Source organism: Phytopseudomonas dryadis (assembly GCF_004327355.1).
Classification (GTDB): domain Bacteria; phylum Pseudomonadota; class Gammaproteobacteria; order Pseudomonadales; family Pseudomonadaceae; genus Aquipseudomonas; species Aquipseudomonas dryadis.
The window spans coordinates 166644-192208 of record NZ_QJUM01000001.1 but is presented as its reverse complement, the minus strand read 5'-3'; the positions used below and the strand labels follow the sequence as shown (position 1 = coordinate 192208).

The 25565-nt window shown below is 62.6% G+C and carries 27 protein-coding genes and 4 tRNA genes; 21 read left to right on the top strand and 10 right to left on the bottom strand.

Annotated elements, in window-relative coordinates; translation table 11 throughout:
• Window positions 1–18 precede the first annotated feature (18 nt).
• Window positions 19–495: a DUF1289 domain-containing protein gene (locus tag DNK34_RS00915; protein WP_131174213.1), complete on the top strand. Its 477-nt coding sequence runs from the start codon at window positions 19–21 to the stop codon at window positions 493–495.
• Between the two features lie 128 nt (window positions 496–623).
• On the opposite strand, the gene ppnP is transcribed toward DNK34_RS00915, so the two are convergent.
• Both ppnP and DNK34_RS00905 read right to left on the bottom strand, forming a co-directional pair.
• A complete protein-coding gene (gene ppnP, locus DNK34_RS00910) occupies window positions 624–905 on the bottom strand; it encodes a pyrimidine/purine nucleoside phosphorylase (RefSeq protein ID WP_131174214.1) in 282 nt (93 codons plus the stop codon).
• Window positions 906–979: 74 nt separating this feature from the next.
• Window positions 980–1522, bottom strand: a complete 543-nt coding sequence (locus DNK34_RS00905) for a 3'-5' exonuclease (protein ID WP_131174215.1) — start codon at window positions 1520–1522, stop codon at window positions 980–982.
• Window positions 1523–1730: 208 nt separating this feature from the next.
• On the opposite strand from DNK34_RS00905, the gene DNK34_RS00900 reads away from it, so the two are divergent.
• From DNK34_RS00900 to DNK34_RS00885, 4 genes are all read left to right on the top strand, one after another.
• Window positions 1731–3950, top strand: a complete 2220-nt coding sequence (locus tag DNK34_RS00900; protein WP_165497292.1) for a putative bifunctional diguanylate cyclase/phosphodiesterase — start codon at window positions 1731–1733, stop codon at window positions 3948–3950.
• Window positions 3951–3988: 38 nt separating this feature from the next.
• Window positions 3989–5845: a sensor histidine kinase gene (locus DNK34_RS00895; protein ID WP_131174217.1), complete on the top strand. Its 1857-nt coding sequence runs from the start codon at window positions 3989–3991 to the stop codon at window positions 5843–5845.
• Between the two features lie 76 nt (window positions 5846–5921).
• Entirely contained in the window at window positions 5922–6182 is a 261-nt protein-coding gene (locus DNK34_RS00890; protein WP_131174218.1) for a YkgJ family cysteine cluster protein, read from the top strand.
• A gap of 43 nt (window positions 6183–6225) precedes the next feature.
• Window positions 6226–6825 (top strand): START domain-containing protein, encoded by a 600-nt coding sequence (locus DNK34_RS00885; RefSeq protein ID WP_131174219.1) that lies wholly within the window; start codon window positions 6226–6228, stop codon window positions 6823–6825.
• A 70-nt stretch (window positions 6826–6895) separates the two neighbouring features.
• On the opposite strand, the gene DNK34_RS00880 is transcribed toward DNK34_RS00885, so the two are convergent.
• Complete coding sequence (locus DNK34_RS00880) at window positions 6896–7561, bottom strand: Bax inhibitor-1/YccA family protein (protein WP_131174220.1); 666 nt, start codon at window positions 7559–7561, stop codon at window positions 6896–6898.
• 172 nt (window positions 7562–7733) lie between these two features.
• Here DNK34_RS00880 and DNK34_RS00875 point away from each other — a divergent pair.
• The 7 genes from DNK34_RS00875 to DNK34_RS00845 all read left to right on the top strand — a co-directional run bounded on the left by DNK34_RS00875 (window position 7734) and on the right by DNK34_RS00845 (window position 12489).
• Window positions 7734–7823: transfer RNA gene (locus DNK34_RS00875), tRNA-Ser, on the top strand.
• Between the two features lie 339 nt (window positions 7824–8162).
• Complete coding sequence (gacA, locus tag DNK34_RS00870; RefSeq protein WP_131174221.1) at window positions 8163–8807, top strand: response regulator transcription factor GacA; 645 nt, start codon at window positions 8163–8165, stop codon at window positions 8805–8807.
• Window positions 8794–10632, top strand: a complete 1839-nt coding sequence (gene uvrC, locus DNK34_RS00865) for an excinuclease ABC subunit UvrC (protein ID WP_131174222.1) — start codon at window positions 8794–8796, stop codon at window positions 10630–10632. Before gacA ends, uvrC begins: the two co-directional genes overlap by 14 nt.
• Window positions 10633–10665: 33 nt before the next feature.
• A complete protein-coding gene (gene pgsA, locus DNK34_RS00860; protein ID WP_131174223.1) occupies window positions 10666–11226 on the top strand; it encodes a CDP-diacylglycerol--glycerol-3-phosphate 3-phosphatidyltransferase in 561 nt (186 codons plus the stop codon).
• 67 nt (window positions 11227–11293) lie between these two features.
• Window positions 11294–11369, top strand: a tRNA-Gly gene (locus DNK34_RS00855).
• A 305-nt stretch (window positions 11370–11674) separates the two neighbouring features.
• On the top strand, window positions 11675–12157 hold the full coding sequence (locus DNK34_RS00850) for a hypothetical protein (protein ID WP_131174224.1): 483 nt from the start codon (window positions 11675–11677) through the stop codon (window positions 12155–12157).
• A gap of 258 nt (window positions 12158–12415) precedes the next feature.
• Window positions 12416–12489: transfer RNA gene (locus tag DNK34_RS00845), tRNA-Cys, on the top strand.
• Between the two features lie 91 nt (window positions 12490–12580).
• On the opposite strand, the gene DNK34_RS00840 is transcribed toward DNK34_RS00845, so the two are convergent.
• Complete coding sequence (locus DNK34_RS00840; protein ID WP_131174225.1) at window positions 12581–13804, bottom strand: DUF1444 domain-containing protein; 1224 nt, start codon at window positions 13802–13804, stop codon at window positions 12581–12583.
• 252 nt (window positions 13805–14056) lie between these two features.
• Here DNK34_RS00840 and DNK34_RS00835 point away from each other — a divergent pair, with 252 nt between their 5' ends.
• The 4 genes from DNK34_RS00835 to DNK34_RS00820 all read left to right on the top strand — a co-directional run bounded on the left by DNK34_RS00835 (window position 14057) and on the right by DNK34_RS00820 (window position 15397).
• On the top strand, window positions 14057–14311 hold the full coding sequence (locus DNK34_RS00835) for a DUF1652 domain-containing protein (RefSeq protein ID WP_131174226.1): 255 nt from the start codon (window positions 14057–14059) through the stop codon (window positions 14309–14311).
• Between the two features lie 141 nt (window positions 14312–14452).
• Window positions 14453–14704, top strand: a complete 252-nt coding sequence (locus tag DNK34_RS00830) for a hypothetical protein (protein WP_131174227.1) — start codon at window positions 14453–14455, stop codon at window positions 14702–14704.
• A gap of 46 nt (window positions 14705–14750) precedes the next feature.
• Window positions 14751–15119, top strand: coding sequence for an ElaB/YgaM/YqjD family protein (locus DNK34_RS00825; RefSeq protein WP_131174228.1), 369 nt, complete (start codon window positions 14751–14753; stop codon window positions 15117–15119).
• A gap of 191 nt (window positions 15120–15310) precedes the next feature.
• Window positions 15311–15397, top strand: a tRNA-Leu gene (locus DNK34_RS00820).
• A 93-nt stretch (window positions 15398–15490) separates the two neighbouring features.
• Here DNK34_RS00820 and DNK34_RS00815 read toward each other — a convergent pair.
• Complete coding sequence (locus DNK34_RS00815) at window positions 15491–15742, bottom strand: hypothetical protein (protein WP_131174229.1); 252 nt, start codon at window positions 15740–15742, stop codon at window positions 15491–15493.
• A gap of 152 nt (window positions 15743–15894) precedes the next feature.
• Here DNK34_RS00815 and galU point away from each other — a divergent pair, with 152 nt between their 5' ends.
• A complete protein-coding gene (gene galU / locus DNK34_RS00810; protein WP_131174230.1) occupies window positions 15895–16731 on the top strand; it encodes a UTP--glucose-1-phosphate uridylyltransferase GalU in 837 nt (278 codons plus the stop codon).
• Window positions 16732–16951: 220 nt separating this feature from the next.
• Here the strand turns inward: galU and DNK34_RS00805 are convergent, their stop codons facing one another.
• The gene (locus tag DNK34_RS00805; protein ID WP_131174231.1) at window positions 16952–17374 is read right to left on the bottom strand and encodes a VOC family protein; all 423 of its coding nucleotides are present in this window, start codon (window positions 17372–17374) and stop codon (window positions 16952–16954) included.
• A gap of 150 nt (window positions 17375–17524) precedes the next feature.
• On the opposite strand from DNK34_RS00805, the gene gorA reads away from it, so the two are divergent.
• The 3 genes from gorA (at window position 17525) to DNK34_RS00790 (ending at window position 20979) form a co-directional block, all read left to right on the top strand.
• Window positions 17525–18904 carry a glutathione-disulfide reductase gene (gorA, locus tag DNK34_RS00800; RefSeq protein ID WP_131174232.1) on the top strand — a complete coding sequence of 460 codons (1380 nt, stop codon included), beginning with the start codon at window positions 17525–17527 and terminating at the stop codon, window positions 18902–18904.
• 7 nt (window positions 18905–18911) lie between these two features.
• A complete protein-coding gene (locus tag DNK34_RS00795) occupies window positions 18912–19535 on the top strand; it encodes a trimeric intracellular cation channel family protein (protein WP_131174233.1) in 624 nt (207 codons plus the stop codon).
• A gap of 64 nt (window positions 19536–19599) precedes the next feature.
• Window positions 19600–20979 (top strand): FAD-binding oxidoreductase, encoded by a 1380-nt coding sequence (locus DNK34_RS00790; RefSeq protein ID WP_131174234.1) that lies wholly within the window; start codon window positions 19600–19602, stop codon window positions 20977–20979.
• Between the two features lie 16 nt (window positions 20980–20995).
• On the opposite strand, the gene tcyN is transcribed toward DNK34_RS00790, so the two are convergent.
• The 4 genes from tcyN to DNK34_RS00770 all read right to left on the bottom strand — a co-directional run bounded on the left by tcyN (window position 20996) and on the right by DNK34_RS00770 (window position 24539).
• The gene (gene tcyN / locus DNK34_RS00785; RefSeq protein WP_131174235.1) at window positions 20996–21751 is read right to left on the bottom strand and encodes an L-cystine ABC transporter ATP-binding protein TcyN; all 756 of its coding nucleotides are present in this window, start codon (window positions 21749–21751) and stop codon (window positions 20996–20998) included.
• A gap of 31 nt (window positions 21752–21782) precedes the next feature.
• Window positions 21783–22451: a cystine ABC transporter permease gene (tcyL, locus tag DNK34_RS00780; RefSeq protein WP_131174236.1), complete on the bottom strand. Its 669-nt coding sequence runs from the start codon at window positions 22449–22451 to the stop codon at window positions 21783–21785.
• Window positions 22448–23248 carry a cystine ABC transporter substrate-binding protein gene (gene tcyJ, locus DNK34_RS00775; RefSeq protein ID WP_131174237.1) on the bottom strand — a complete coding sequence of 267 codons (801 nt, stop codon included), beginning with the start codon at window positions 23246–23248 and terminating at the stop codon, window positions 22448–22450. The genes tcyL and tcyJ overlap by 4 nt, the downstream gene beginning before the upstream one ends.
• Window positions 23249–23537: 289 nt before the next feature.
• Window positions 23538–24539, bottom strand: a complete 1002-nt coding sequence (locus DNK34_RS00770) for a D-cysteine desulfhydrase (protein WP_131174238.1) — start codon at window positions 24537–24539, stop codon at window positions 23538–23540.
• A gap of 228 nt (window positions 24540–24767) precedes the next feature.
• On the opposite strand from DNK34_RS00770, the gene DNK34_RS00765 reads away from it, so the two are divergent.
• The gene (locus DNK34_RS00765; RefSeq protein WP_131174239.1) at window positions 24768–25550 is read left to right on the top strand and encodes a MetQ/NlpA family ABC transporter substrate-binding protein; all 783 of its coding nucleotides are present in this window, start codon (window positions 24768–24770) and stop codon (window positions 25548–25550) included.
• The last annotated feature ends 15 nt before the right edge of the window (window positions 25551–25565 follow it).

The window sequence follows — 25565 nt, the reverse complement described above, 5'->3', positions numbered from 1 at the left end:
TGTGTATCGATTCCGCGCATGTCCAATCAACGTATCAAGACGCCCTGTGTCGGCCTGTGTTCCACGGTTTACGGTGACACCGTCTGCCGTGGCTGCAAGCGCTTCCATCACGAGGTGATCAACTGGAACGGCTACAGCGACGCGGAGAAACAGGCCGTCTGGCTGCGCCTGGAGGTGCTTCTGGTGCAGGTGATGGCGGCCAAGCTGGAGGTCTTCGACGAGCAGCGCCTGCTCCAGCAGTTGCAGCAGCGACAGATCCGCTTCGTGCCGCAGCAATCGCCCTATTGCTGGGCCTACCAGCTCATCGCCCGCGGGGCGCGGGTCATCACGCAACTGGAGGCCTATGGCATGGTGTTGTTGCCGGAGTTCCGCAACTGGACCCTGCCAGCGCTGCGCGATGCCATCGACCGGGAGTTCTTCCTGCTCTCCGAAGCGCATTACGAGCGTTACATCGCCCCCCAATTCCTACGCGAAGGCATGCAACTGCGCGTCTAGTTTCCGCCTGGCAAGCACTGCGACCGTCGTCGCGACTGAGCATGGGGCCGCCCCTGACGGGCAGCCGATCCTTCAGTGATGCAAAAACGCCCCGATCCAGTCGGGGCGTTTGGCCTTCGCGGGTCGCTTCAGCGGTATTCGCACAGATAGGCGCTGTCTTCGGCGACCTTGAGCTGGAACTTGCTGTTGGCGGCAACGGTGAAACGGCTGCCCGCGGTGAAGGTCTCCCAGTTTTCGCTGCCCGGCAGCTTGACGGTCAGCGCACCGGCGATGACGTGCATCACTTCCAGCTGGCTGGTGCCGAACTCGTACTCGCCCGCGGCCATCACGCCGATGGTCGCCGGCCCTTCAGCCATCCCGAAGGCGATGGATTTGACGGTACCGTCGAAATACTCGTTGACCTTGAACATATGCATCCTCGCAAAGGGCCTGAATAAAGGGTTGGCAAGTATGCCCAAGCCGGCTGGTCGCGTCACCTGCTCGCTCAGGCGGGCAGCACCAGCGGCAGCAGGCGGGCGGTATTGCGGGCGTCGCTCAGGGCGCGGTGCTGCTGGCCGCTGAAGGTCACTCCCGCCAGTTGCAACGCCATGTTCAGGCCTACCTGGCGCGGCAACTGGCGCACTTCGGCAAAGCGCCGCTTGAGGTTGAGATGCGCCATCCGGCTCAGGCAGCTGTCGAGCCCGTGCAGGCGCCAGTCCTGCTCCAACTGCCGGCGGTCGTATTCGCCCCAGCTGGCCCAGCCCACCAGGCGAGGCTGATGGCCCAGCAGCCAGCGTTCGAACTGCGGCCACAGCACGGGCAGGCTCATGGCGCTGTCGACATCGGCCTGGTTGATATGGGTCAGGTCGCGGCAGAAGCGCGTCAGGTGAGGGCGGCGCAGCGGGCGTACGAAGCGCTGGAAGTGATCGAGTTCATGCCCGGCCGCATTGACCAGGCAGGCGCCGATCTCGATGACCTCCATGTCTTCGACTGGCCAGCCGCCTTCTTCGGTGGTGGCCTCCAGGTCGATTATCAGCCAGTGTCCCATCGCCTTTCCTTGTGTCCGCAAAAGCCTGTCTGCAGCAGGCAACACCGTCAAACCGATTCTTCGACCGCAGAGACCGTTGATAGGTGCCATTTGTGCCGTATCCCTGTTCTTCCTGACAAGAATGCAGGGCGGTTCTTGCCTCTTTTCGGCGCTGGCTATACTTGCACGGCTCGGGCGGTTTCCTCTGGATAACGGGTGGGCTAGGTTCATGGAAGATTCAGTGCTGTTCCTCGATGATGAGCCGGCCAGCGCCAGTGCGCAGCCAGCGTGGCGCATATTGACGGTGGATGACGATGTCGATTTCCAGCGTGCCACGGCCTTTGCCCTGAGCGACATGGAAATCCTTGGCCAGCCCATCGAGCTGCAGCAGGCCTTCAGTTATCGTGAGGCGGCGATGCTGCTGGCCGAGCAGAAGGATATCGCCCTCATCCTGCTCGACGTGGTGATGGAAAGCGATGATGCGGGGCTGCGTCTGGTCAGGACGCTGCGCGAGGTGATCGGCAATGCCGAGGTTCGTGTCGTGCTGCTGACCGGCGAACCGGGCATGGCGCCGGTGCAGGAGGTCATGAGCCAGTACGATATCAACGATTACTGGAGCAAAAGCGAGTTGACTGCGGAACGGCTGCGCACCGTGCTCACCGTCGGGGTGCGCGGCTATTCGCAGCTGCACGCGACGGCGCGTGCCAGGCGCGGGCTGCAGATGATCGTGGAGTCGAGCAATGCGCTGTCCTGCTCGAAGAATACCCGTGAGCTGTCGGCCAGGATTCTCGCCGAAATCGCCTCCCTGCTGGATCTGCAGGCCGAGGGCATCGTCTGTGTGCGGGCCAAGGAAAGTGAGCCCGGAGCGCCGTCCAATGCCCATATCGTCAGCGCCAGCGGGCGTTTCTACCCTTCGATCGATGGCGACCTGGACAGTCTCGACGACGAGGCCGTGGCCGGCGCCCTGCGCTGCAGCCTGCAAAGACAGAGCACGCTGCGCTTCGACGATTGCACGGTGCTGTTCTTTCCGCGCTTCCAGGCCGGAGCGGACTACGCCTGTTATGTCGCCACCGAACGCACCCTCGACGACACCGAACTGGAACTGCTGGAAGTCTTCAGTGCCAGCATCAGTCGCGGTTTGTACAACGTCGCCCTGTTCAGCCGCCTGGAGGAAATGGCCTATCAGGACGACCTGCTGAAGATTCCCAACCGCAATGCCCTGATCCGCATGCTCGATATGACCCTGAATGGCGCGGCCAAGGCCGACCGGGTGCTGGTGTTGATCGATATCGATAATTTCTCCGGCGCCAACACGGCCTTTGGCACGGGCTATGGCGATTTCATTCTGGGGCTGGTGGCCAAGAAGCTGCGCGATGCGTTCGACAACAATGTGCTCATCGCCCGGGTGCGGGACGACCTGTTCGCCATTCTCGGGCCTGAAGAGCAGGTGCAGGCGCAACGTATCGTCGCCTTGTTCCGCCGCCAGAGCCGGCCCTACGAACTGGGCCAGGTGCACAGCCTCAGCAGCGTGACCCTGCACCTGCGCGATTTCGACGACACGGCCAGCGTGGCTTTGCAGGAGGCGCGACTGACCCTCAAGCAGGCCAAGCAACTGGGGCATGATCAGCATGTGGTGCATGACCGGCAGCTGCAGAGTGCCCACGCCGAGTCCTTCCGCCTGTTGCTGGCGCTGCGTGATGCCCTGGCCAGTGACCGCATCACGGTCGAGCTGCAGCCCCAGGTCGACCTGCTCACGGGGGCGGTGACGGGCGTGGAGGCACTGGCGCGCTGGTATCAGCCCGACGGCAAGTCGATCCCACCGTTGCAGTTCATCCCGTTGGCCGAGGCGACCGGCTACATACTGCCGCTGGGCGAGCTGCTCATGCGCCTGTCGCTGCAGGCGGCCAAGCGCCTGGAGCAGGCCGGGCATGGCGGTATCCGCGTCGCGATCAACGTTTCCGCCGCGCAACTGCTGCAGCGCGATTTCATCGAGCGTTTCACCCGCCACCTGCAGTCGAGCGGAGTACGGCCCGAGCAGGTCGAGCTGGAGATCACCGAGTCCGTGGCCATGCGCTCCTTCGAGCTGGTCTGCGAACAGCTGCTGGCATTGCGTCGGATGGGGGTGACCGTGGCCATCGATGATTTCGGTACCGGCTTCTCATCGCTCAGCTACTTGCGCCTGCTCCCGGCCGATCGCCTGAAGATCGACCGCAGCTTCGTGCAAGAGCTGGGGACGCTGGACGATGGCAAGCTGATTGCCGAGGCGGTGATCCAGATCGCCGCCCGGGTGGGCATGAGGGTCATCGCCGAAGGCGTGGAGAGTCACGAGCAGGCCGACTGGCTGCTCAGCCATGGCTGTATCGAGGCCCAGGGCTACCTGTTGGCCAGGCCCATGCCGCTGGCGCACCTGCTGAGTTGGCTGGATAGGCGGGCGGAGGCGCAAGGTTGAACCTGTCGGCACGCTGGCGAAGGAACCTGGCGCTGCCCTTGCCACGCAATCTGCTGGTGCTGTTCCTGCCCTGGGCGGCGCTGATCTGCCTGCTCAGTGCGCTGCTCTATGACCGTATGCTGGAGGATCGTCTCGAGCCCTTGCTGAGTGATCAGCTGGACAGTCTCGGCGAGGGCAATGGCGTACTCGAGAGACACCTGTCGAGCCTGCGCGGCGATTTGCAGTTCCTCAGCCAGCAGCCCCTGCTGGCCAGGGCCATCAAATACACCTCGCCCGACAGTTATGCCGCCCTGGGACAGCTGTTCCGGGAGTTTTCCGATAGCCGGGGAAGCTACGATCGGATCCGCTGGCTGGACGAGTCCGGCATGGAGCAGGTGCGGGTCAGCCATGTCGGAGGGCAGGCGCACCAGGTGCCTGGCGACAGCCTGCAGAACAAGGCGGGTCATGACTATTTCGCCGAAGCGATGCGCCTGCAGAAAGGCGATGTCCACCTGTCACGTTTCGACCTCAATCGCGAGTACGGACGGCTCGAGATTCCCCTGAAACCGACACTCAGGGCCGCCACGCCGGTATTCGGCGAGCAGGGCGAGCGTCGCGGCATCCTGATTCTCGATTACCTGGGCAAGCGCCTGCTGCAACGCCTGGAAGAAACCTCGCGGGCTTACGGCGGCACACTGCAATTGCTCGATCACGAAGGTTACTGGCTACTCGGCGAACGTCCCGAGGATGCCTGGGGTTTCATGCAGGGCAAGCCCGATGCGACCCTGGCCAGCCGCCAGCCAGCGGTCTGGCGACGTATGCAGGAGAGCGAGCGTGGCTCTTTCACCGATGCGTCCGGGGTCTGGGCGTTCAGTCATTTCCAGCCGGGCGACGGCACGGGTTCGGCCCATGTGTCCACGCAACGCTGGCTGTTACTGTCGCATCTGCCCAATGAGCGCATCCAGGCGTTGCGCCTGGTCGTGCTCTGGCGCGTTCTGTTGCTGCTCGGCTGCATGCTGGGGCTCGGGCTGCTGGTGAGCGTGCGCCTGGCCGTCACCGAAGAAGGCCGTCTGCGCGCCCAGCGCCAGCTGCAAGCCAGCAGCAAGGCCCTGGAGAATAGCAACCGCGAGCTGCGGGATACGGTCGATCAGTTGCAGCGAACCCGTCGGGCACTGCTGCAGGCGGAAAAGCTCTCGTCCCTGGGCACGCTGGTCGCGGGCGTGGCCCATGAGCTGAACACGCCCCTCGGTGCCGCCAGCGTCGCGGCCTCGAGCCTGCTGACCTCCAGCCAGGAGCTGCAGGCCAGCATGGGCGAAGGCCTGAAACGTGCCACGCTGGAGCGCTTCGTGCTGCGCAATGAGCAAGGACTGGGCATCGTTCTGACCGGCCTCGAACGCATGGCTCAGCTCACCCGCGCCTTCAAGCAACTGGCCAGCGACCGGGCCGGCACCGAACGGCGTACCTTCGACCTGAGCGAAGTGGTGCACGAGGTGATCCTGTTGCTGCAGCCCAGGCTCAGGCAGAGCGAGCATCGCATCGAGCTGGATATGCCGCAGAGCGTGATGATCGACAGCTACCCCGGCCCCCTGGGGCAGATTCTGCAGAACCTGATCGACAATGCCCTGATCCATGCATTCGAGCCGGGTGTGCGGGGTGTGGTGCGCGTGAGGATCGAGCTGGATGAGCGTGCCCGGCACTGCCTGATCGAGGTGAGCGATAATGGCCAGGGCATGCCCCCGGAGATATTGGCGAAGATCTTCGATCCGTTCTTCACCACGCGCCGCGGGCTTGGTGGAACAGGGCTGGGCCTGCACATCACCCACCAGTTGGCGGTCGACATCCTCGGCGCGCAACTGGATGTCGTCAGCGCGCCGGGGCAGGGCAGTTGCTTCAGCGTTCGTCTGGATCTGCCCTGAGTGGCTGCCCAGGCCCATATCGGCAGGGTAGAATTGGCGCCGTTTTCGCAGCCTTGCTGATCCGAGGTATCACGTCATGCAATGCCGTCCCGGCTGTGGCGCCTGCTGCATCGCCCCATCCATCAGTTCGTTCATTCCCGGCATGCCCGACGGCAAGCCAGCGGGTGAGCGCTGCCTGCACCTGTCCCCGGACAACCACTGCGCCCTGTTCGGTCGCCCGGAGCGGCCCGAGGTTTGTTCGGCATTTTCGGCCGATTTCGCTGTCTGCGGTAATAGCCGTGAAGAGGCTATACGACTGCTCGACTGGCTGGAACACAGCACGGCGATAGCCAGCTGAGGCAGTCAACCTGATGCATCGCAAGGCGTGAGCCTGGGAGAAGATGATGGCGTTGACCCGCTTGTTGTTGGGAAGCATGGCCTTGTGCGTAGCGGCTGCCGCGCATGCCGAAGAGTGGCGCCTGGCCAAGGATGAATCGGGTATCAAGGTATACCTGAGCGAAGTGGCCGGCTCGAAGTACAAGGCCTATCGTGGCGTGACCCTGATCAAGGCCGATATCGGCACCCTCAGCGCGTTGCAGGAGGACGTGGCGGCTTCCTGCGCCTGGATCCACGAATGCAAGGAGCAGAAATTGCTCAAGCGCGACGGCGACAAGAGCTGGACCTACACGCGTTTCAACACGCCGTGGCCGGTCGACCCGCGTGACTCGGTTATCGAGGTCACCACCGAGCATGGCAGCGATGGCAGTGTCATCCGCAAGCTGCACGGCGTGCCCGACTACCTGCCCGAGGAAAAGGGCTATGTGCGCGTGAGTAGCGTGGAGGGCCATTGGAGCATGACGCCCAAGGCGGATGGCATGGTCGAGGTCGTCTACCAGGTGCATACCGAGCCGGGCGGCAGCGTGCCTTCCTGGCTGGCCAACAAGTTCGTCGTCGATGCGCCGTTCAACACCCTCAAAGGCATGCGCGACAAGGTGCAGTGAGCGGATTTGTGGCGCAAAGAAAAAGGCCCGTCTGGAAGAGACGGGCCTTTTCGTGTCAGGGCTTCGGTGCTCAGTCGTCGCCGCCCATGATGCCGAAGATCTGCAGCAGGCTGACGAACAGGTTGTAGATCGACACGTACAGGCTGATGGTCGCCATGATGTAGTTACGCTCACCGCCGTGGATGATCGCACTGGTCTGGAACAGGATGCAGGCCGACGAGAACAGCACGAAGCCGGCACTGATGGCCAGTTGCAGGCCGCTGATCTGGAAGAAGAAGCTGGCGATGATCGCGCCCAGCAGGACGAAGAAACCGGCAGTGATGAAGCCACTGAGGAAGCTCATGTCCTTGCGGGTGGTCAGTACGTAGGCGGACAGGCCGCAGAACACCAGCGCCGTCATCATGAACGCCGAACTGACGACTTCGGCACCGTTGGCCATGCCCATGTAGCGGTTGAGGATCGGGCCCAGGGTGTAACCCATGAAACCGGTCAGGGCGAAGGTGGACAGCAGGCCCCAGCCCGAATCACGCAGTTTGGCGGTGAGGAAGAACAGCCCGTAGAAGCCGACCAGCACCACGAAGATGTTCGGATAAGGTACGTTGGCACGCTGCGCCATGAAGGCCACCAGGCCGCTGAACGCCAGTGTGAGGGCCAACAAGCCGTAAGTGTTGCGCAAAACGCTGCTGACTTCGCTTTGTGCAACCTGCGTAGAGGCTACGTAATCTTGTTCGCGCATGGCGACACTCCTGTAGAAAGGCTAATGGTTCCGTGGCGGGATGATAACAGAGCCTTGGATACTGCAAAATCAGAGTGTTTGACAGTGTGTTACGTTCCGGTAAGATGCCGCCCGCAGCCGAGCAGGTTGCAAAGGGATGTTTCGGCCCGTCCGATGCGCCCGCCAGCAATCCGGAAGCGTGGCAGAGCGGTTGAATGCAACGGTCTTGAAAACCGTCGAAGGGGAAACTCTTCCGTGAGTTCGAATCTCACCGCTTCCGCCATATTTGATACAAAAAGCCCCGAAAATCGGGGCTTTTTGCGTTTCTGCTCGTGCGGGTGCCTGCGCGCCTGCATTCCTCGAACCCGAGCGCTATCAATCAGCGGGCTTGCAACCGAGCGTCACCGGCGACATGTGCGGCGGGGAGGAGGGCGCTGATGCGCTCCATTCGGCTTCCAGGGACATCCGTCGGCGTACCGATGAAGTCGTCATCGTCAGCACCTATAATTGACGCTTGCCATTTGACGTTGCGGAATTGGCTCAGGCGTCAGCTTTTTTGTTATGGTGACGCGTCTCCATAAAGTCACTGTGCGGCAGTCGGTGCAGGGTATGAGGTGTTCGTTTGATTAAGGTATTGGTTGTCGATGATCATGACCTGGTTCGTACGGGCATTTCGCGCATGTTGGCCGATATCGAGGGGCTTCAGGTCATCGGCCAGGCCAGTTCCGGCGAAGAGTCGTTGAAGCGGGTGCGCGAACTGAAGCCGGATGTCGTGCTGATGGACGTCAAGATGCCCGGCATCGGCGGTCTGGAGGCGACGCGCAAACTGCTTCGCAGTCATCCCGATCTGAAGGTGGTGGCGGTAACGGTCTGCGAGGAAGATCCATTCCCGACCCGACTGCTGCAGGCCGGTGCGGCGGGGTATCTGACCAAGGGCGCGGCGCTGGAGGAAATGGTGCAGGCCATTCGCATGGTCTTTGCCGGGCAGCGCTACATCAGCCCGCAGATCGCTCAGCAACTGGCCCTGAAGTCCTTTCAGCCGCAGACCAGCAATTCGCCATTCGACCTGCTCTCCGAGCGCGAGATCCAGATCGCCCTGATGATCGCCGGCTGCCAGAAGGTGCAGAGCATTTCCGACAAGCTCTGCCTGTCGCCCAAGACGGTGAACACCTACCGCTACCGGATCTTCGAGAAACTCTCGATCACCAGCGATGTGGAGCTGGCATTGCTCGCTGTGCGGCACGGCATGGTCGATGCCACCAGTTGACCTAGCCCCCGTGTTCGACGCCAGTGCCTTTCTTGCCACCTGCAGCGCTCGCCCAGGCGTCTATCGCATGTTCGACGCGGACGCCAATCTGCTCTACGTCGGCAAAGCCAAGAACCTGAAAAAGCGTCTCGCCAGTTATTTCCGCAAGACCGGGCTGGCGCCGAAGACGGCCGCCCTGGTGGGCAAGATCGTCCAGGTGGAAACCACCATCACCGCCAACGAGACCGAGGCGCTGCTGCTCGAGCAGACGCTGATCAAGGAGTGGCGGCCGCCGTACAACATCCTGCTGCGCGACGATAAGTCCTACCCCTATGTGTTTCTCTCCGACGGCGACTATCCGCGGCTGGATATCCACCGCGGCGCGAAGAAGCGCAAGGGCCGCTACTTCGGGCCTTACCCCAGTGCCGGCGCCATCCGCGAAAGCCTGGGGCTGCTGCAGAAGGCGTTCCTGGTGCGCCAGTGCGAGGACAGTTACTTCAAGAACCGCACGCGGCCCTGCCTGCAGTATCAGATCAAGCGCTGCAAGGCGCCGTGCGTGGCCCTGGTCGAGCCGGCCGAGTATGCCGAGGACGTACGCCATTCGGTGATGTTTCTCGAGGGGCGCAGCAATGCCCTCAACGACGAGCTGTCGGCCAATATGCAGAAAGCCGCCATGGAGCTGGACTTCGAGCGGGCGGCGGAGTTGCGCGATCAGATGGCCTTGCTGCGCCGCGTGCAGGATCAGCAGAGCATGGAAGGCGGCAGTGGCGATGTCGATGTGGTGGCGGCCATGGTCAATCCCGGAGGCGCCTGCGTGCACCTGATCAGCGTGCGTGGCGGGCGGGTGCTGGGCAGCAAGAATTTCTTTCCCCAGGTGGCCATCGAGGAAGAGATCCAGGACGTGCTGCTGGCCTTTCTCGCCCAGTATTACCTGGGCAGCCAGGAGCGGGACCTGCCGAGCGAGCTGATCGTCAACGCACAGCACGAGGATTTCCCCACCCTGATCGCCGCCATCGAGGAAATGCGCGGGCGCGAGTTGGGCATCAGCTACCGGGTGCGCGGCACCCGGGCGCGCTGGCAGCACCTGGCGGTGACCAACGCCGAGCAGGCCCTGGGCGCGCGTCTGGCCAATCGACAGCACATGGCCGGGCGTTTCGATGCCCTGGCCGAAGCCCTGCACATGGACGAAGTGCCGCAACGCCTGGAGTGCTTCGACATCAGCCACTCCAGCGGCGAAGCCACGGTGGCCTCCTGCGTGGTATTCGGCCCGGAAGGGCCGCTGAAGTCGGACTACCGGCGCTACAACATCGAAGGCGTGACCGCGGGCGACGACTACGCCGCCATGCACCAGGCCCTGACGCGGCGTTTCAGCAAGATCAAGGACGGCGAGGGCAAGCTGCCGGACGTGCTCCTGGTCGACGGTGGCAAAGGGCAACTGGCCATGGCCCGCGAGGTGCTCGAAGAGCTGGCCGTGCCGGATCTGATCCTGCTCGGCGTGGCCAAGGGCACGACCCGCAAGCCGGGCCTGGAAACCCTGTACCTGAACGATGCCGCCCATGAATTCACCCTGCCGGGACATTCGCCGGCCCTGCACCTGATCCAGCAGATCCGCGACGAATCGCACCGTTTCGCCATTACCGGCCACCGTGCCCGACGCGGCAAGACGCGGCGTACCTCGAGCCTGGAGGAGGTCGCCGGGGTCGGGCCGAAGCGGCGGCGTGAGCTGCTGCATCACTTCGGCGGCCTGCAGGAGCTGTCACGGGCCAGTACCGAGGAGATCGCCAAAGCGCCAGGCATCAGTAAAAAGCTTGCCGAGTTGATTTATGCTGCCTTGCACAGCGAGTAGAATGCCGCCTCACCTAACCGTCCAGTCGAGCCGATGAATATCCCCAACCTGCTTACGGTGCTCCGCGTTCTGCTGATCCCGATCTTCATCCTGCTGTTCTATATGCCCTTTCCCTGGAGCTACTGGGCGGCGAGTGGGGTCTTCGCCTTTGCTGCCGTTACCGATTGGCTCGACGGCTATCTGGCGCGGCGCTGGGAGCAGAGCACGCCATTCGGCGCCTTCCTCGACCCGGTCGCCGACAAGCTGATGGTCGCCACCGCCCTGGTGCTGCTGGTCGCAGAGCACACCAACCTCTGGTTGACCTTGCCGGCGACGATCATCATCGGCCGCGAGATCGTCGTCTCCGCCTTGCGCGAATGGATGGCCGAGCTCGGGGCACGGGCCCATGTGGCCGTGTCCAACCTGGCGAAATGGAAAACCGCCGCGCAAATGGTCGCCCTGGTGATCCTGCTGGGCAACCCGCCCCTGTTCAATTTCTGGGTGCTACTGGGTTACGTGCTGCTGATCGTCGCTGCGGTACTGACCCTGTGGTCGATGCTGCAATACCTGCTTGCCGCCTGGCCCCACCTCAGCACCACCGCGGAGAAGAAATAAACTTTTTTGAATCAAGGGCTTGACTGGAGGTATCGAAGCTATAGAATGGCGCCCGTCGACAAGACAAGCGGGAATAGCTCAGTTGGTAGAGCACGACCTTGCCAAGGTCGGGGTCGCGAGTTCGAGTCTCGTTTCCCGCTCCAAATTATTATGATCTGCAGGCTTCCATTGGCGTCTGTAAGTCATTGAAAACAGGACCTTAGGGTCCTTTTTTCGTTCCAGGCAGATCTGCCGGAAAGCGCCCGCAGCCATGACTTTTAAGTCCATTTTCAAGTCCTGGTGGGCGGGTGCTCGGTTGCGGATTGTTGCTGGCGCGGCGCGGGCTCTGTCACCGACCAGGAAGAGGTCATGGCACAGGCACGCTGCATTGGGACGTGGTAGTGCATTTCCTGTCTTTGCCTGTGTTTCAATTCGACTCTTTGCACGGGCAGGAAGAGGGGAGATAGCCATGCGCGCCATCATGATCCTAATCGCCGCCGCTGGTGTCCTGTCGCTTTCCGGCTGCTGCGTTTTCGGCACGAGTCAGCAGGCCTACGATGTATGGACTTCGCCAACCTTGTCAGACAGCAGGGTCGCCGCCATTCGCCGGCAGTGCGACGCCGATGCCCGCCAGGCGGCGGACGAGCGTTTCAACGCCCACCTGGCGCTTCTGAAGCAGGAATGCGCCATCGAACAGCCCTTCGCGAGCTTCGTTTTTCTGAATCACGTCACCGGCGAGGCGATCGAAGGCGAGCCGCGCGAGAGGGTCTTGTACAGCTTCCGCAACGCTTGCCGCATCGTGGCCGAGAACCCCCGACCCACGCCGGACGATCTGGACAATACCTGTTTAGGGTGCAAGCCCCGGCTTCCCGCCGAAGCCTGCTATGACAGACGGGGACTGGTGCGTGAGACTCGATACCGCACGGTGTGCGCACCGATGAAGATGTTCTGATACGCCGGTCGGATGCCGAGGGGTGTACAGTTTCCGGGCTCCGGACTGTAGGGGAGCCGTTGATAGCCCTCTGCAACCTGTAACGGAAAAATTTGGGAGTAGGACTTGCCAATGCCAATGAACCAGTCCACAATGGCGACCATTCCTGAAACGGGGATGCGGAAAACTCTTATTAATCAAAGAGTTGTAGGCTAGGTTATAGTCTGACTTCCCGCTCCGGTTTCAACGGGCCGTCCAGTACGGCCCGTTCAGTTTCAAGGCTGAGTAGCAGAGTGGTTATGCACCGGATTGCAAATCCGTGAACGCCGGTTCGATTCCGACCTCAGCCTCCAAACAGAAAGCCCCGCAAGCTCGTGCTTGCGGGGCTTTTTCCATTGCGCCGGTGAGCGTCCCCCCCGAGTTTGAATGCCAGCCAGGCGGGCCCTACAGGGGCGTAAGCCGAGCAAGCTGCTCGGCGCTGGGGAAGCCGCGGGTGAGCAGGCGTGGCGGGAACATATCGTGCTCGGGTTCGAGCAACTCACCGAGTACCGATATGGCTTCCTCCCAACCGACCACCAGGGTGTCGGCCTCTTCCTCGTTTCTGGGCATGACCAGCACAAGGCGGTCGGCGTGGGGCAGCGAGGTATCCACATCGCGGGTCCAGGTGCACATGGAGAAGGTGCGGCCGCTGTCTGCCTCCAGTTCGTAGAGCAGGTAACTGGCAACGAAGATGTCATGCCCGTTGCGCGCATGGATCTTTTCCAGGAATTGTTTCTGCATGCCGTAGTTGCCGTACTCGATCAGCCGGCGCAGGTCGTCGCGGCGCTGGCGGTGCGCCGCTTGCTCGGGTTCGTAGGTCGTTATGCTCGAGTTTTCATAGGTGTACAGCAGCGCTGACACGCAGCGGCCATCGTTGACGGCTTCATGACTCAGATCCAGCATGTGTCCCAGGCCTGCCTCGTCACGGTCACCGGAGACCAGCAGCACGTCGCGCGTGGGCAGCATGAACACCGGCCGACCACGCACCGCGACGCGCTGCAATACGTCAGGAAGCAGGACGCGGCTGGTGTCGTAGGCATCTGCCCAGGCACCGCGGAAGACGCCGGGCGCTACTTCGGCAAAAGCGTCAGGCGTGTCGTCGCGCAGGTTGGTGCATGCGATGGCGAGGGCTTCATCGAGGCTTATCCCCCATGCTTCGGGTGGGCCCTGGGTGAGTGTCGAGGTGGCTTCGGGCTGGTCGATGGCCAGCAGGACCATGCAGTCTTCACCGAATGGCCGATAGTGCATCGGGTATGGCTTATCCCAGCCCTCGCTGTGGACATGGTGCAGGCGAATCTCTTCGAGCATTCCCCGGTTGCGCACGATGGGGCGCAGTAGGGGGCGGGCCTGCTCGAAGTCCAGGTCACTTGTCGCTCCGGCACTCATCAGCGTGCTGGCAAAGCCTTGCAGGACGTTGTCGCGCTCCGCTCGGCCCGCCTTGTTGTAGGCATGGTAGGCATTGTGCAGGTTGAAGAACGAACCATTGTCGTGCGACACACGGAACTCGTCGGGCTCGAACTCGAGTTCACCGCGGTAACCGGCCTTGCGAGCGGCGGCGATAAACAACCGGGCGAAGCGCTCGGGGCTCGGCGTTCGCTTGAAGAGGCGGTCGAAGAGGGCAGAGAGCATCGGAGAGCCTTCCTTTATTGATCGAGACGAGCATTCTTGTCCAGCCTATGGAGCACTACAACCGGGACACTTGCGCCATGCCGGCTCGTTCTCATTCGGGGCGGAACATGCCGTTGCGCTCGCTATACCGGCCGGGCCCCCGTCTCGATTCTGGCGTAGAACTGGCCAGGCGCTGAGACAAAATGTCCCAGGACGGAATGCATTCGCGAGCTAGACTTGCCTATCCATGAACACGAGAAAGGAGTTCTCAGGATGATGTCCGTGCTCGAGCAACGACGCATCGTCGAATGCGCGTTTCTGCCCCTGGTCTGCCATTGCACCATCGACTCCAGTGAGTCGGTGACCATCCAGGTGAGGGATCCGGTCACTGCCCAGGTTTACCTGAATGTCACCGGCATATCCCGTTCCGAGTTGTCGTCCTCTCGGCAGATCTCCGCGCTCGTGCTGCAACTGCGCCAGGATCTGCGCACCCTCAATTCAGGCAGCGACCTGCACAAACTGGGCTAGGCATTCCGGGCTGTGCCGTGGTCAATCGGCAGAAACGCCAGGCGCGATGCCTGAGTTTCGGCTGCAGTCCGTCATTCATAGTGAACTGGTGGTTTTTCGTACAGCCATAGCTAGCACTACAGGCTTGCGGAGGATTGCACGATGGATGGTGGAAAATTCGACAACTACGACCTGGAACGCTACCACTCGCTCCTTGCCGATGAACTCGGGCTCTCGGTCGATGAGCTGGAAACCTGGATGGAGGATGAAACCGAACGGGTCGATGACGCTGGCCGGCTGATCGGTCATGCCGTGACCTTCAAGCCCAGCATGCCTTTCGACCTGAGGGCCCGGGTGCGCGGCATGGCGGGCGAGTACACGGCGCATACCGGCGTGATTCGGCTCGATTCCTGAACGAACTGCAAACAGCCTGAACTATCGTCAACAGTAGGCCTTCCAAATGGAGGTCAATCACTTTTTATGGAGTATCACCATGGCTCGTAAGACTTCACTGGAAGCAGGACTGGAACAGTTTCAGAACGAGAGCACCAAGGAGCTGAAGAAGCTGCTGGATCAAGCCAGCAAGGCGCTGGGTGATGCTGAGTCCTTCTCGGGCGACAAGGCTAACGAGGCTCGCGAAAAAGTCATCGCGCTGCTCAACGAGGCCAAGGGCTCGATCAGCGAGAAAGGCAAGGAAGCCGTGGAACTGGGTCGTGAAACCCTCGAAAACGCTCAGGATCGCATCGAGAGCAATCCGTGGACGTCCGTCGCTGTGGCCTCGGGTTTCGGCTTGCTGATCGGCCTGTTGCTGGGTCGCAGCAGCAAGTAATCGATGCTCGCCCCAGGGCTGCCTGCCTGACGGAAACGTTACTTGCATAGGCCCCGACCATCGGCGCCGGCTCTCACCAGGTCTCTAAACGGGCTCCGTAGATCACTGATTTGCGGAGCTTTTTATTGCCGGTATCGACCTTGCAGGGGCGCGTGGGGGTGTATATAGTCCAGCCCTCGCGTTTTACCAAAGCCCCGATGGTGAAATTGGTAAACACAGCAGACTTAAAATCTGCCGACCGTGAGGTCTTGCCGGTTCGATTCCGGCTCGGGGCACCATGCCGAAAACCCAGCCGATGGCTGGGTTTTTTTATGGGCCTGCCATCCCTGGCGGTCGCTACGCGGGCCGTCGCTGCGCGACGTCAACGAGGCTCAGACATCGACAAGCTTGGCGGCTTCGACGCCTGAGGCGCTGAGTTTGATGGGGTAGTGGATGACCTGTTCCTCTGCGGCGCTCGACACGCTGCCGTCATGAATGAGCCCGCCCTCCTGCAGATGCCTGAGCATGGCGGCGACGGCGTGCTCGCCGCGGAAATTGTCCAGCACTTCCTTGCCCAGGCCGGCTGGATGGGCGTGTAGCAGGCGGGTGAGAACTTCTTTTTTCAGATCGTGGTCGATGGACATGCAGACCTCGCTTGTGGCTGTCATGGGATGTCATTAGTTGTGACTATCCTGGGCGCTGAACGTTTGACGCGTTTTCTGCCGTTCGTTGTAAGCCATCGGCGTCCTGATAAACTGCGTCGGCGTCGTTCACTCTCTCCGTGTGGGGCTTTCCAATGATCAAGAAATGCTTGTTTCCCGCCGCCGGCTACGGCACCCGTTTTCTCCCGGCGACCAAGGCCATGCCCAAGGAAATGCTGCCGGTGGTCAACAAGCCGTTGATCCAGTATGGCGTGGAGGAAGCGCTGTCGGCGGGCCTCAATGAGATCGCCATGGTCACCGGGCGTGGTAAGCGGGCGCTGGAGGATCACTTCGATATCAGCTACGAGCTGGAACAGCAGATCCGTAATACCGACAAGGAAAAGTACCTGGTCGGCATCCGTCGCCTGATCGACCAATGCAGCTTCTCCTACACGCGCCAGATCGAGATGAAGGGCCTGGGCCACGCGATCCTCTGCGGCCGTCCGCTGATCGGCGACGAGCCCTTCGCCGTGGTGCTGGCCGACGACCTGTGCCTGAACCTCGAAGGCGACAGCGTGCTGAAGCAGATGGTCAAGCTGTACAACCAGTTCCGTTGCTCGATCGTGGCGATCCAGGAAGTACCGCCGGAAGAAACCCACAAGTACGGGGTGATCGCCGGCGAGATGATCCGTGACGATATCTTCCGGGTGAACAGCATGGTCGAGAAGCCCAAGCCCGGAGAGGCGCCGTCGAACCTGGCGATCATCGGCCGCTATATCCTTACGCCGGACATCTTCGGCCTGATCGCCCAGACCGAGCCGGGCAAGGGCGGCGAGATCCAGATCACCGACGCGCTGATGAAGCAGGCACGGGACGGCTGCGTGCTGGCCTACAAGTTCAAGGGCCAGCGCTTCGACTGCGGTGGTGCCGAAGGCTATATCGAGGCCACCAACTTCTGCTTCGAGAACCTGTACAAGACCGGCAAGTACTGATCCGGTTTTTCCGCCTGCGGGCCAAGCGTTTGGCCCGCAAAAGGCGCTTTGCCCTGGCCCTGTAGGAGCCGCGACCCCGCGGCGATTGCTGGCCGTGACACGTTTTGTGCGATGCCACCATCGCATCACGCCGAGGCCGACGCGCCTACACGAGCGGCGGTTTTTCGCTCTTCCGTAGGCGCTTCCTGCTCCGACCGGCCTGCGGGCGGCTTCTTCGTCTTCAACTAGGGCTGACCTGCTCGGCGCCCGGGCCCAGCGGCTGGCCGTAGCTGAACTCGATGTAGTGGCCAGCGGGGTCGCGGACGCCGCAGTAATAGCCGACCGGGTAGGGCTCGTCGCGCTGCGCCCAGATCAGGCAGCCGGCGGCTTCGGCCTTGGCGGCGATGGCGTCGACCTGCTCGCGGCTCTGCAGGGCGAAGCCGAAATGGCTGTAGTCGTTGGCGGCCAGTTGCCGCGGCTCGCCGCCGGGCATGATGACGAAGATGAAATCCCGCTCCTTGCCGGGTTCGGCCATCCACACGATGCTCGCGCCCTTGCCGGGGCGCCGATGAATGACCCGCATGCCGCAGAAGTCCTCGTAGAAGGCGATACAGGCCTGCAGGTCCGGTACGTGCAGGGCCAGGTGGGTGAGGGTGGGGCGCATGCTCGGGCTCCTGTGCTTGGCTGTTGCCGTTCTTGTGCAGACCGCTTTCGGCGGCGATAAGTTTGCCGTATCCGTTCGCTTCATGCCGCGCCACAGGCGGGCAGCGTGGCCTGTTTGGGGTATGCTGGGCGCCTGTTCAGGAGGGCTGTGATGACCTACGATTTCGACCTGTTTGTAATCGGCGCCGGGTCCGGTGGTGTGCGGGCTGCACGTTTCGCCGCCGGTTATGGTGCCCGTGTGGCGGTGGCCGAGAGCCGCTACCTGGGCGGCACCTGCGTCAATGTCGGCTGCGTGCCGAAAAAACTGCTGGTCTACGGTGCCCACTTCGCCGATGACTTCGAACAGGCCAGGGGCTTCGGCTGGACGCTCGCCGAGAGCCGCTTCGACTGGCCGACGCTGATCGCCAACAAGAACCGCGAGATCGAACGGCTCAACGGCATCTATCGCAACCTGCTGGTGAACAGTGGCGTGACCCTGCTCGAGGGCCACGCACGCCTGCTCGACGCGCATAGCGTGGAACTGGACGGCAAGCGCTACAGCGCCGAACGCATCCTCATCGCCACCGGTGGCTGGCCGCACATTCCCGCCATTCCCGGGCGCGAGCATGCGATCGACTCCAACCAGGCGTTCTACCTGGAGCAGCTACCGCGGCGCATCCTGGTGGTCGGTGGCGGCTATATCGCCGTGGAGTTCGCCTCGATCTTCAATGGCCTGGGGGCCGAGACCGCGCTGCTGTACCGCGGTGACATGTTCCTGCGCGGCTTCGATGGCGCGGTGCGCAAGCACTTGCACGAGGAGCTTGGCAAACGTGGGCTGGATATCCAGTTCAACAGCGATATCGCGCGGATCGACAAACAGGCCGATGGCAGCCTGCAGGCCACCCTCAAGGATGGCCGCGCGCTGCAGGCCGACTGCATCTTCTACGCCACCGGCCGCCGCCCGATGCTGGACAACCTGGGCCTGGAAAACACCGGCGTGACCCTGGACGACAAGGGCTATATCGAGGTCGACGATCAGTACCAGACCAAGGCCCCGTCGATCCTGGCCATTGGCGACGTGATCGGCCGCGTGCAACTGACCCCGGTGGCGCTGGCCGAGGGCATGGCCGTGGCCCGGCGCCTGTTCAAGCCCGAGGAGTACCGCAAGGTCGACTACCGGAACATTCCGACCGCCGTGTTCAGCCTGCCGAGCGTCGGCACGGTGGGCCTGACCGAGGAACAGGCCCGCGAAGCCGGACACAAGGTGCGCATCTTCGAGAGCCGCTTCCGGCCGATGAAGCTGACCCTGACCGAATCCAGCGAGCGCACCCTGATGAAGCTGGTGGTCGATGCCGACAGCGATCGCGTGCTCGGCTGTCATATGGTCGGTCCCGAGGCCGGGGAGATCGTTCAGGGCCTGGCGGTGGCGCTCAAGGCCGGCGCCACCAAGCAGGTGTTCGATGACACCCTCGGCGTGCACCCGACCGCGGCGGAAGAGTTCGTCACCCTGCGCACGCCGCTGCGCACGCCGCTGCACACGCCGCTGAACTGAGCGCGACATGGCCCAACTCTTCTACTTCGCCGACCTGTTCGGCGTCGCGGTGTTCGCCATCACCGGCGCGCTGATGGCCGGGCGCAAGTCCATGGACCTGTTCGGCGTGCTGGTGATCGCCATCATCACCGCCCTGGGTGGCGGCACCTTGCGCGACCTGATCCTGGACAACCACCCGGTCAGCTGGATCCGCGACGACACCTATATCGTCGTCGCCTCGGTGGCGGCGGTCGCCACGGTGATCTGGGTGCGGCTGACCCGGCCGATCCACGAGAAGGGCCTGCTGATCGCCGACGCCTTCGGCCTGGCGGTGTTCACCGTGATCGGCACCGAGGTAGCCCTGCAGTATGCCATGCCGTCCAGCACGGCGGTGATCATGGGGGTGATGACCGGGGTGGCCGGCGGGGTGATGCGCGATGTGATCTGCAACGAGATCCCGCTGATCTTCCAGAAGGAAATCTACGCCACCGCCTGCCTGGCCGGTGCGCTAACCTTCGTGCTGCTGCGCATGCTGGAAACGCCACACTGGCTGGATACCGGCGTTTCCATGCTGGTGGTGCTGACGATTCGCCTGGCCGCTATTCGCTGGCATTTTTCGTTGCCCCGGTTTCACCTGCTCGACCGCGACTGACATCAAGGATCGGCGGGCTGTTCACATAATTCCTGTCCCCATTTGTGTTCGCCAAGGAAGGTCTATGCATCGTTTGCTCCTGTGTCTGTGCCTGCTGAGCCTGGGCGTTGCCGCTCGGGAGGTGGTCAATGACGTGACCGGCCTCAACCCCGTCGTGGTCGAGCGGGTCGTCGTGCCACGAAGCGAGCAGGATGTCGTCGATGCGTTGCGCGGCCATGCCGGGCCGATCAGTATCGGCGGCGGTCTTTACAGCATGGGTGGGCAGGCGGCCACGGACGGCGCGCTGCAACTGGACATGCGTGGCCTCGATCAGGTGCTCGAGTTCTCCGCCGAGCGTCGCGAGATTCGCGTGCAGAGCGGCATCACCTGGCGGGCCATACTCGAGCACATCGACCCGTACCATCTCTCGCCGCAGATCATGCAGTCCTACGCCAACTTCACGGTGGGCGGCTCGCTGTCGGTCAACGTGCATGGCCGTTACGTGGGTGAAGGGCCAATCGTCGGTTCGGTGCGGGCCATCCGTGTGGTGCTCGCCGATGGCAGCGTGGTGGACGCCAGCCCGAGCCACAACGCCGCTCTGTTCCATGGTGTGATTGGCGGCTACGGTGGCCTGGGGGTGATAGTCGAAGCCACGCTGGGCCTGGTGGAGAACACCCGGATCGTCCGGGAAAGCCAGGTCATGTCGCTGCAGGACTATCGCCCCTGGTTCTATCGCGAGGTCGACTCCCAGGCGGATCTGGTGATGCACAACGGCATTCTCTATCCCGATGACTTTTCCACGGTGCGGGCCGTGTCCTACCGGCGTACCGAAGCAGCACTGACGGAGGGGGAGCGGCTGAGCCCCAGGCAGCAGGGTAGCCAGTTGCAGCGCGCGGGGATTCGTCTGAGCGGATCATCCCCGGGCATCAGGCTGCGTGAAGCGGCGCTCGACCCGCTGTTGTTTCGCAGCCCCAAGGTGCAATGGCGTAACCATGAGGCCAGTCTCGACGTCAGCGAGCTGGAGCCGATATCAGGCCCCGGCTTCAGCTATGTGCTGCAAGAGTATTTCGTGCCGCCGGCACAGCTGGAGCGTTTCATCGGCGAGCTGGCGCGCCTGACTCATCAGCACCAGGCCACGCTGATCAATGTCTCCATTCGCCATGCCAAGGCCGATACCGATACCTTGCTGAGCTGGGCTCCCGAGGAAGTCTTCGCCCTGGTGCTCTACTACCGCCAGGGCAGCTCGGACAGCGAACGGCGCAAAGCTGCGGCCTGGACGCAGGACCTGATCGCCGCCGCATTGCGCTGCGGGGGGCGGCACTACCTGCCTTATCAGATTCATGCCAGCCGCGAGCAATTTCTGCAGGCTTACCCGCGGGCACCGGAATACTTCGTACTCAAACGCCAGCTGGATCCCACCAACAGGTTTCGCAACCGTTTGTGGGACACCTATTATCCGTTATGACTGTTGGGTGGCACGGTCACTTCAGGGCATCGCCGAGAAACTTGCTGAGAAACTGCCGTGTACGCTCATGCTGCGGTGCGCTGAACAGCTCGCGGGCGTCGCCTTGCTCGACTATCGAGCCCTGGTCGATGAAGATCGCCCGGTTGGCCACGTCGCGGGCGAAGCTCATCTCGTGGGTGACGATGACCAGCGTACGCTGCTCCTCGGCCAGGGCACGGATGGTCGCCAGCACTTCGCCGACCAGCTCAGGGTCGAGTGCGGAAGTGGGCTCGTCGAACAGGATCACATCGGGCTCCATGGCCAGCGCCCGGGCGATGGCCACCCGCTGTTGCTGGCCGCCGGAGAGGCGCTTGGGGTAGGCATCCTCCTTGCCCGCCAGACCGACCTTGGCCAGCAGTCGGCGCCCGCGTTCGGCAGCGGCCTTGGGGTCTTCCTTCTTGACTACCACCGGGCCTTCGATGACGTTCTCCAGGGCGCTGCGATGGGGAAACAGATTGAAGTTCTGGAACACGAAGCCCACATGCTGGCGCAATCTGCGGATCAATGTCTGCTGCGGGCCAAGCGGACGCGACGCATCGATTTCGATGTCGCCGACCCGAATCGTGCCCCCATCCGGCACTTCCAGCAGGTTGAGGCAACGCAGCAGGGTGGTCTTGCCCGACCCGCTGGGGCCGATGATGGCCACCACTTCGCCCGGCTCGATGTTCAAGTCGATCCCGTTGAGGACGGTCTGGCCCTTGAAGGACTTGGTCAGGTTACGCACGGTGATCATGAAGGGACCTCGTACTGCGCGCTAGAGAACATCAGGCATCCTGCTCATGGCGGTTGACCCGCTCTTCGAGACGGCTTTGCAGGTGCGCCAGCACCGTGGCGAGCAGCCAGTAGATCAGCGCCGCGGCCAGGTACATGGTGAAGATCTCGAAGGTCCGCGCGGTGATCAACTGCGCCTGGCGGAACAGTTCCGGCACCTGGATGGTGGCGGCCAGGGCCGTGTCCTTGACCAGCGAGATGAAGCTGTTGCCCAGTGGCGGCAGCGCGGTACGCGCCGCCTGCGGCAGGATCGCGCGAACCATGGTCTGGGTCTTGCTCATGCCGATACTGGCGGCCGCTTCCCACTGGCCACGGTCGATGGAGGCGATGGCGGCGCGCAGGATCTCCGAGACGTACGCGGCCATGTTCAATGAAAAACCGATCAGCGCGGCCGGCAAGGGCTCGAGTTGAATCCCCAGTTGCGGCAGACCGTAATAGATCATGAACAGCTGCACCAGCAGCGGGGTGCCGCGAAAGAACGACACGTAGATGCGTGACGTCCAGGACAGGAGCTTCAGCGGCGACAGGCGCATCAGCGCCAGCGCGAAGCCGAGCAGCAGGCCGAAGAACATGCCGCCGAGGCTCAGCACCACCGTATAGAAGGCGCCCTTGAGCAGGAAGGGCGCGGAGTCCAGCGCAAGCTGCAGGCTCGCTTCGATCATTGCGTGACGTCAGCCTGGAACCATTTTTCCGAGATCGCCTGCAGGGTGCCGTCGGCGCGCAGCTTGGCGATGGCCTCGTCGAGCGCCGCCAGCAGTTGCGGATTGCCCTTGCGCAGGGCGATGCCGGCTTCCTGGGGGGCGAAGGGCGCGCCGGCCACGGCCAGGGTGTCGCCGGTCTTGCTGATCAGCTCGAAGGCCGCCAGGCGGTCGCCGAGGATGGCATCGAGACGGCCGACGCGGACATCCTGGTTGCGCGTGGCGTCATCGTCGTAGGTGCGGATATCGGCCTGGGGCACGTTGTCCTTCAGCCATTGTTCGTAGTTGGTGCCCAGCACCACACCGACCTTCTTGCCATTGAGGTCTTCGGGTTTGCCGAACTCGCCTTCCCGGCCTTTACGGGTCAGCACCTGGATACCGGAGACGGTATAGGGCGTGGAGAAGTCGTATTTCTTCTTGCGCTCTTCGGAGATGGTCACCTGGTTGATCACCACGTCCAGGCGCCTGGACTCCAGCGACGCGAGGATGCCGTCCCACTTGGTCGGCTGGAACTCGACCTTGACCCCCAGTTGCTTGCCCAGGGCCTCGGCGAATTCGACCTCGAAGCCGGTCAGCTTGCCGCTCTCGTCCTGGAAGTTGAACGGAGGGTAGGTGCCTTCCAGGCCGACCTTGAGGGTGCCTTTCTGCTGGATCTGTTGCAGCAGGTCGTCGGCGGCGAAGGCAGGGCTGCCGAAGCCGGCGGACAGGGCGAGGCCCAGGCTACCAATCAGGAAATGGCGACGCAACATTGCAAACTTCATGGGTAAGCCTCGTGGGGTGGTGGGCAAATGTGCGGCAACTCTAAGGGCCATGCCTTTCAACATGTTGGCAACTGAGGGGTAACAGCCGAGAAGAGCGCTGGAGGCTTGAGGCTGGACGAAATGCGGCGTTGATCTTCTCGTCCAGCCTTCAGCGCTCTTTGCGGCTTTATAGCTGTCGTTACCCGATAGCCGTTTTTCGAAGACGTTGAAAGGCATGACTCTAAGGGCCTATTTATATGCATTAAAATACTAAAAAATTATTTGCATATTCGTTTCTGTTTCGACGTGTCTAGCTCAGCATGCTCGGGTGGTAGGCGAAGAGGGCCGGCGAGCCTCCGGTATGCAGAAAGACCAGCGCACCATCGCCGGCGAGTGTGCCTGTTCGCAGGCCATCGAGCAGGCCGGCGAAGGCCTTGCCGGTATAGACCGGGTCGAGCAACAGGCCTTCGCTGCCCGCCAGCAGGCGAATGGCATCCAGGGTGCCCGCGTTCGGCTCGCCGTAGCGGGGGGCGAAGTAGCCGTCCCACAATTCGAGGTGCAGCGTCTCGGGCACGTCGATGCCGAGCAGTTCGGCGCTGCGCTGCACCAGCCCGGCGACTTTCAGGCGCTGGGCGTCGGCACTGCGCGACACCGTGACGCCGATCACCTTCACCTGCGGCAGGACATGGGCCAGGGCCAACGCCACACCGGCGTGGGTGGCGCCACTGCCGGAGGCCAGCACTACAGCGCTGACGGCCATCCCGGCGGCGCTGATCTGCTCGGCCAGCTCCAGCCCGGCCTTGACGTAGCCCAGCGTGCCCAGAGCATTGGAGCCACCGATGGGAACCACGTAAGGGCGCTTGCCGGTCGCGCGCAGGCGTTCGGCCCTGGCCGCCAGCAAGCCATCGGCATCGTCCAGGCTGGCGACCGCCTCGACCCGGGTAGCGAACAACTCGAGCAGCAGGCGGTTGCCGTTATGCAGGTAGTTGGGGTCTGCGCTGGCGATGGGGTTTTCCAGCAGCGCCAGGCAGGCCAGCCCCAGCTGGGCGGCCAGGGCGGCGGTCTGACGCACGTGGTTGGACTGGATGGCGCCGGCGGTGATCAGGGTATCGGCTTGCCGGCCCAGGGCGTCAGCGCCGAGGAATTCCAGTTTGCGCGCCTTGTTGCCACCGAGGGCGAAGGGCGTCAGGTCATCGCGCTTGATATGCACGTCCCGACCCAGGTGCCGGGAGAGGCGCTCGAGGCGCTGCAAGGGGGTTGGTTGGGGAACCAGGTCGAGACGGGGAAAGCGGCTCAGGGCTTCGCTGATCATGGGGATTCGCAGAGGGGCAGGGAAGGTATGGGTTCACTGTAGAGGGGGCAGCCTGAAACACAACCTCTTGAGCACCTGTTTATATTCAATAAAAGAATATAAAAATAATTTAAAAGTATTTTATTGGAATAAAAGTTCTCCGTATCGTCAGCTTCGCCGAGCTACCCGCATCGGTTCCAATCGATACGTGCGCCTGTTGATCCAGGCGCGCCCAGAATGAGAACAATCATGAAGAAAACGCTTCTGCTGGCCGCATTGGCCACCGTCCTGACGAGCGCTACGGCCCTGGCCGCCGAAAAGCTCAGCGTCGCCGCCACGCCGGTGCCCCACGCCGAAATCCTCGAACTGATCAAACCGCAACTGGCCAAGCAGGGCGTCGATCTGCAGATACGCGTGTTCACCGACTACGTACAACCGAACCTGCAGGTCGAGCAGAAGCAGCTGGACGCCAACTACTTCCAGACCAAACCTTACCTGGACGGTTTCAACGAAAGCCGCGGCACCCACCTGGTGATCGTCAAGGGCGTGCATGTCGAGCCCTTTGGCGGCTATTCCAGCAAGTACAAGAGCCTGAAGGACCTGCCGGATGGCGCCACCATCGCCATCCCCAACGAAGCCAGCAACAGCGGCCGCGCCCTGCAACTGCTGCAACACGCTGGCCTGCTGACCCTCAAGGACCCGAGCAACATACAGGCCACGCCGAAGGATCTGGCGAGCAACCCGCACAACTTCAAGTTCAGGGAGCTGGAAGCGGCCATGCTGCCGCGCGTGCTGGATCAGGTCGACCTGGCGCTGATCAACACCAACTACGCGCTGGAAGCCAAACTCAATCCGACCGAAGACGCCCTGGTGCTCGAGGACAAGGATTCGCCGTACGTGAACTACCTGGTGGCCCGCCCCGACAACCAGGACAGCGAAGCCCTGAAGAAACTCGCCGACGCGCTGACCAGCCCCGAGGTCAAGGCCTTCATCGAACAGAAATACTCGGGCGCCGTGGTTCCGGCGTTCTGAGATTCGACCGCGCCA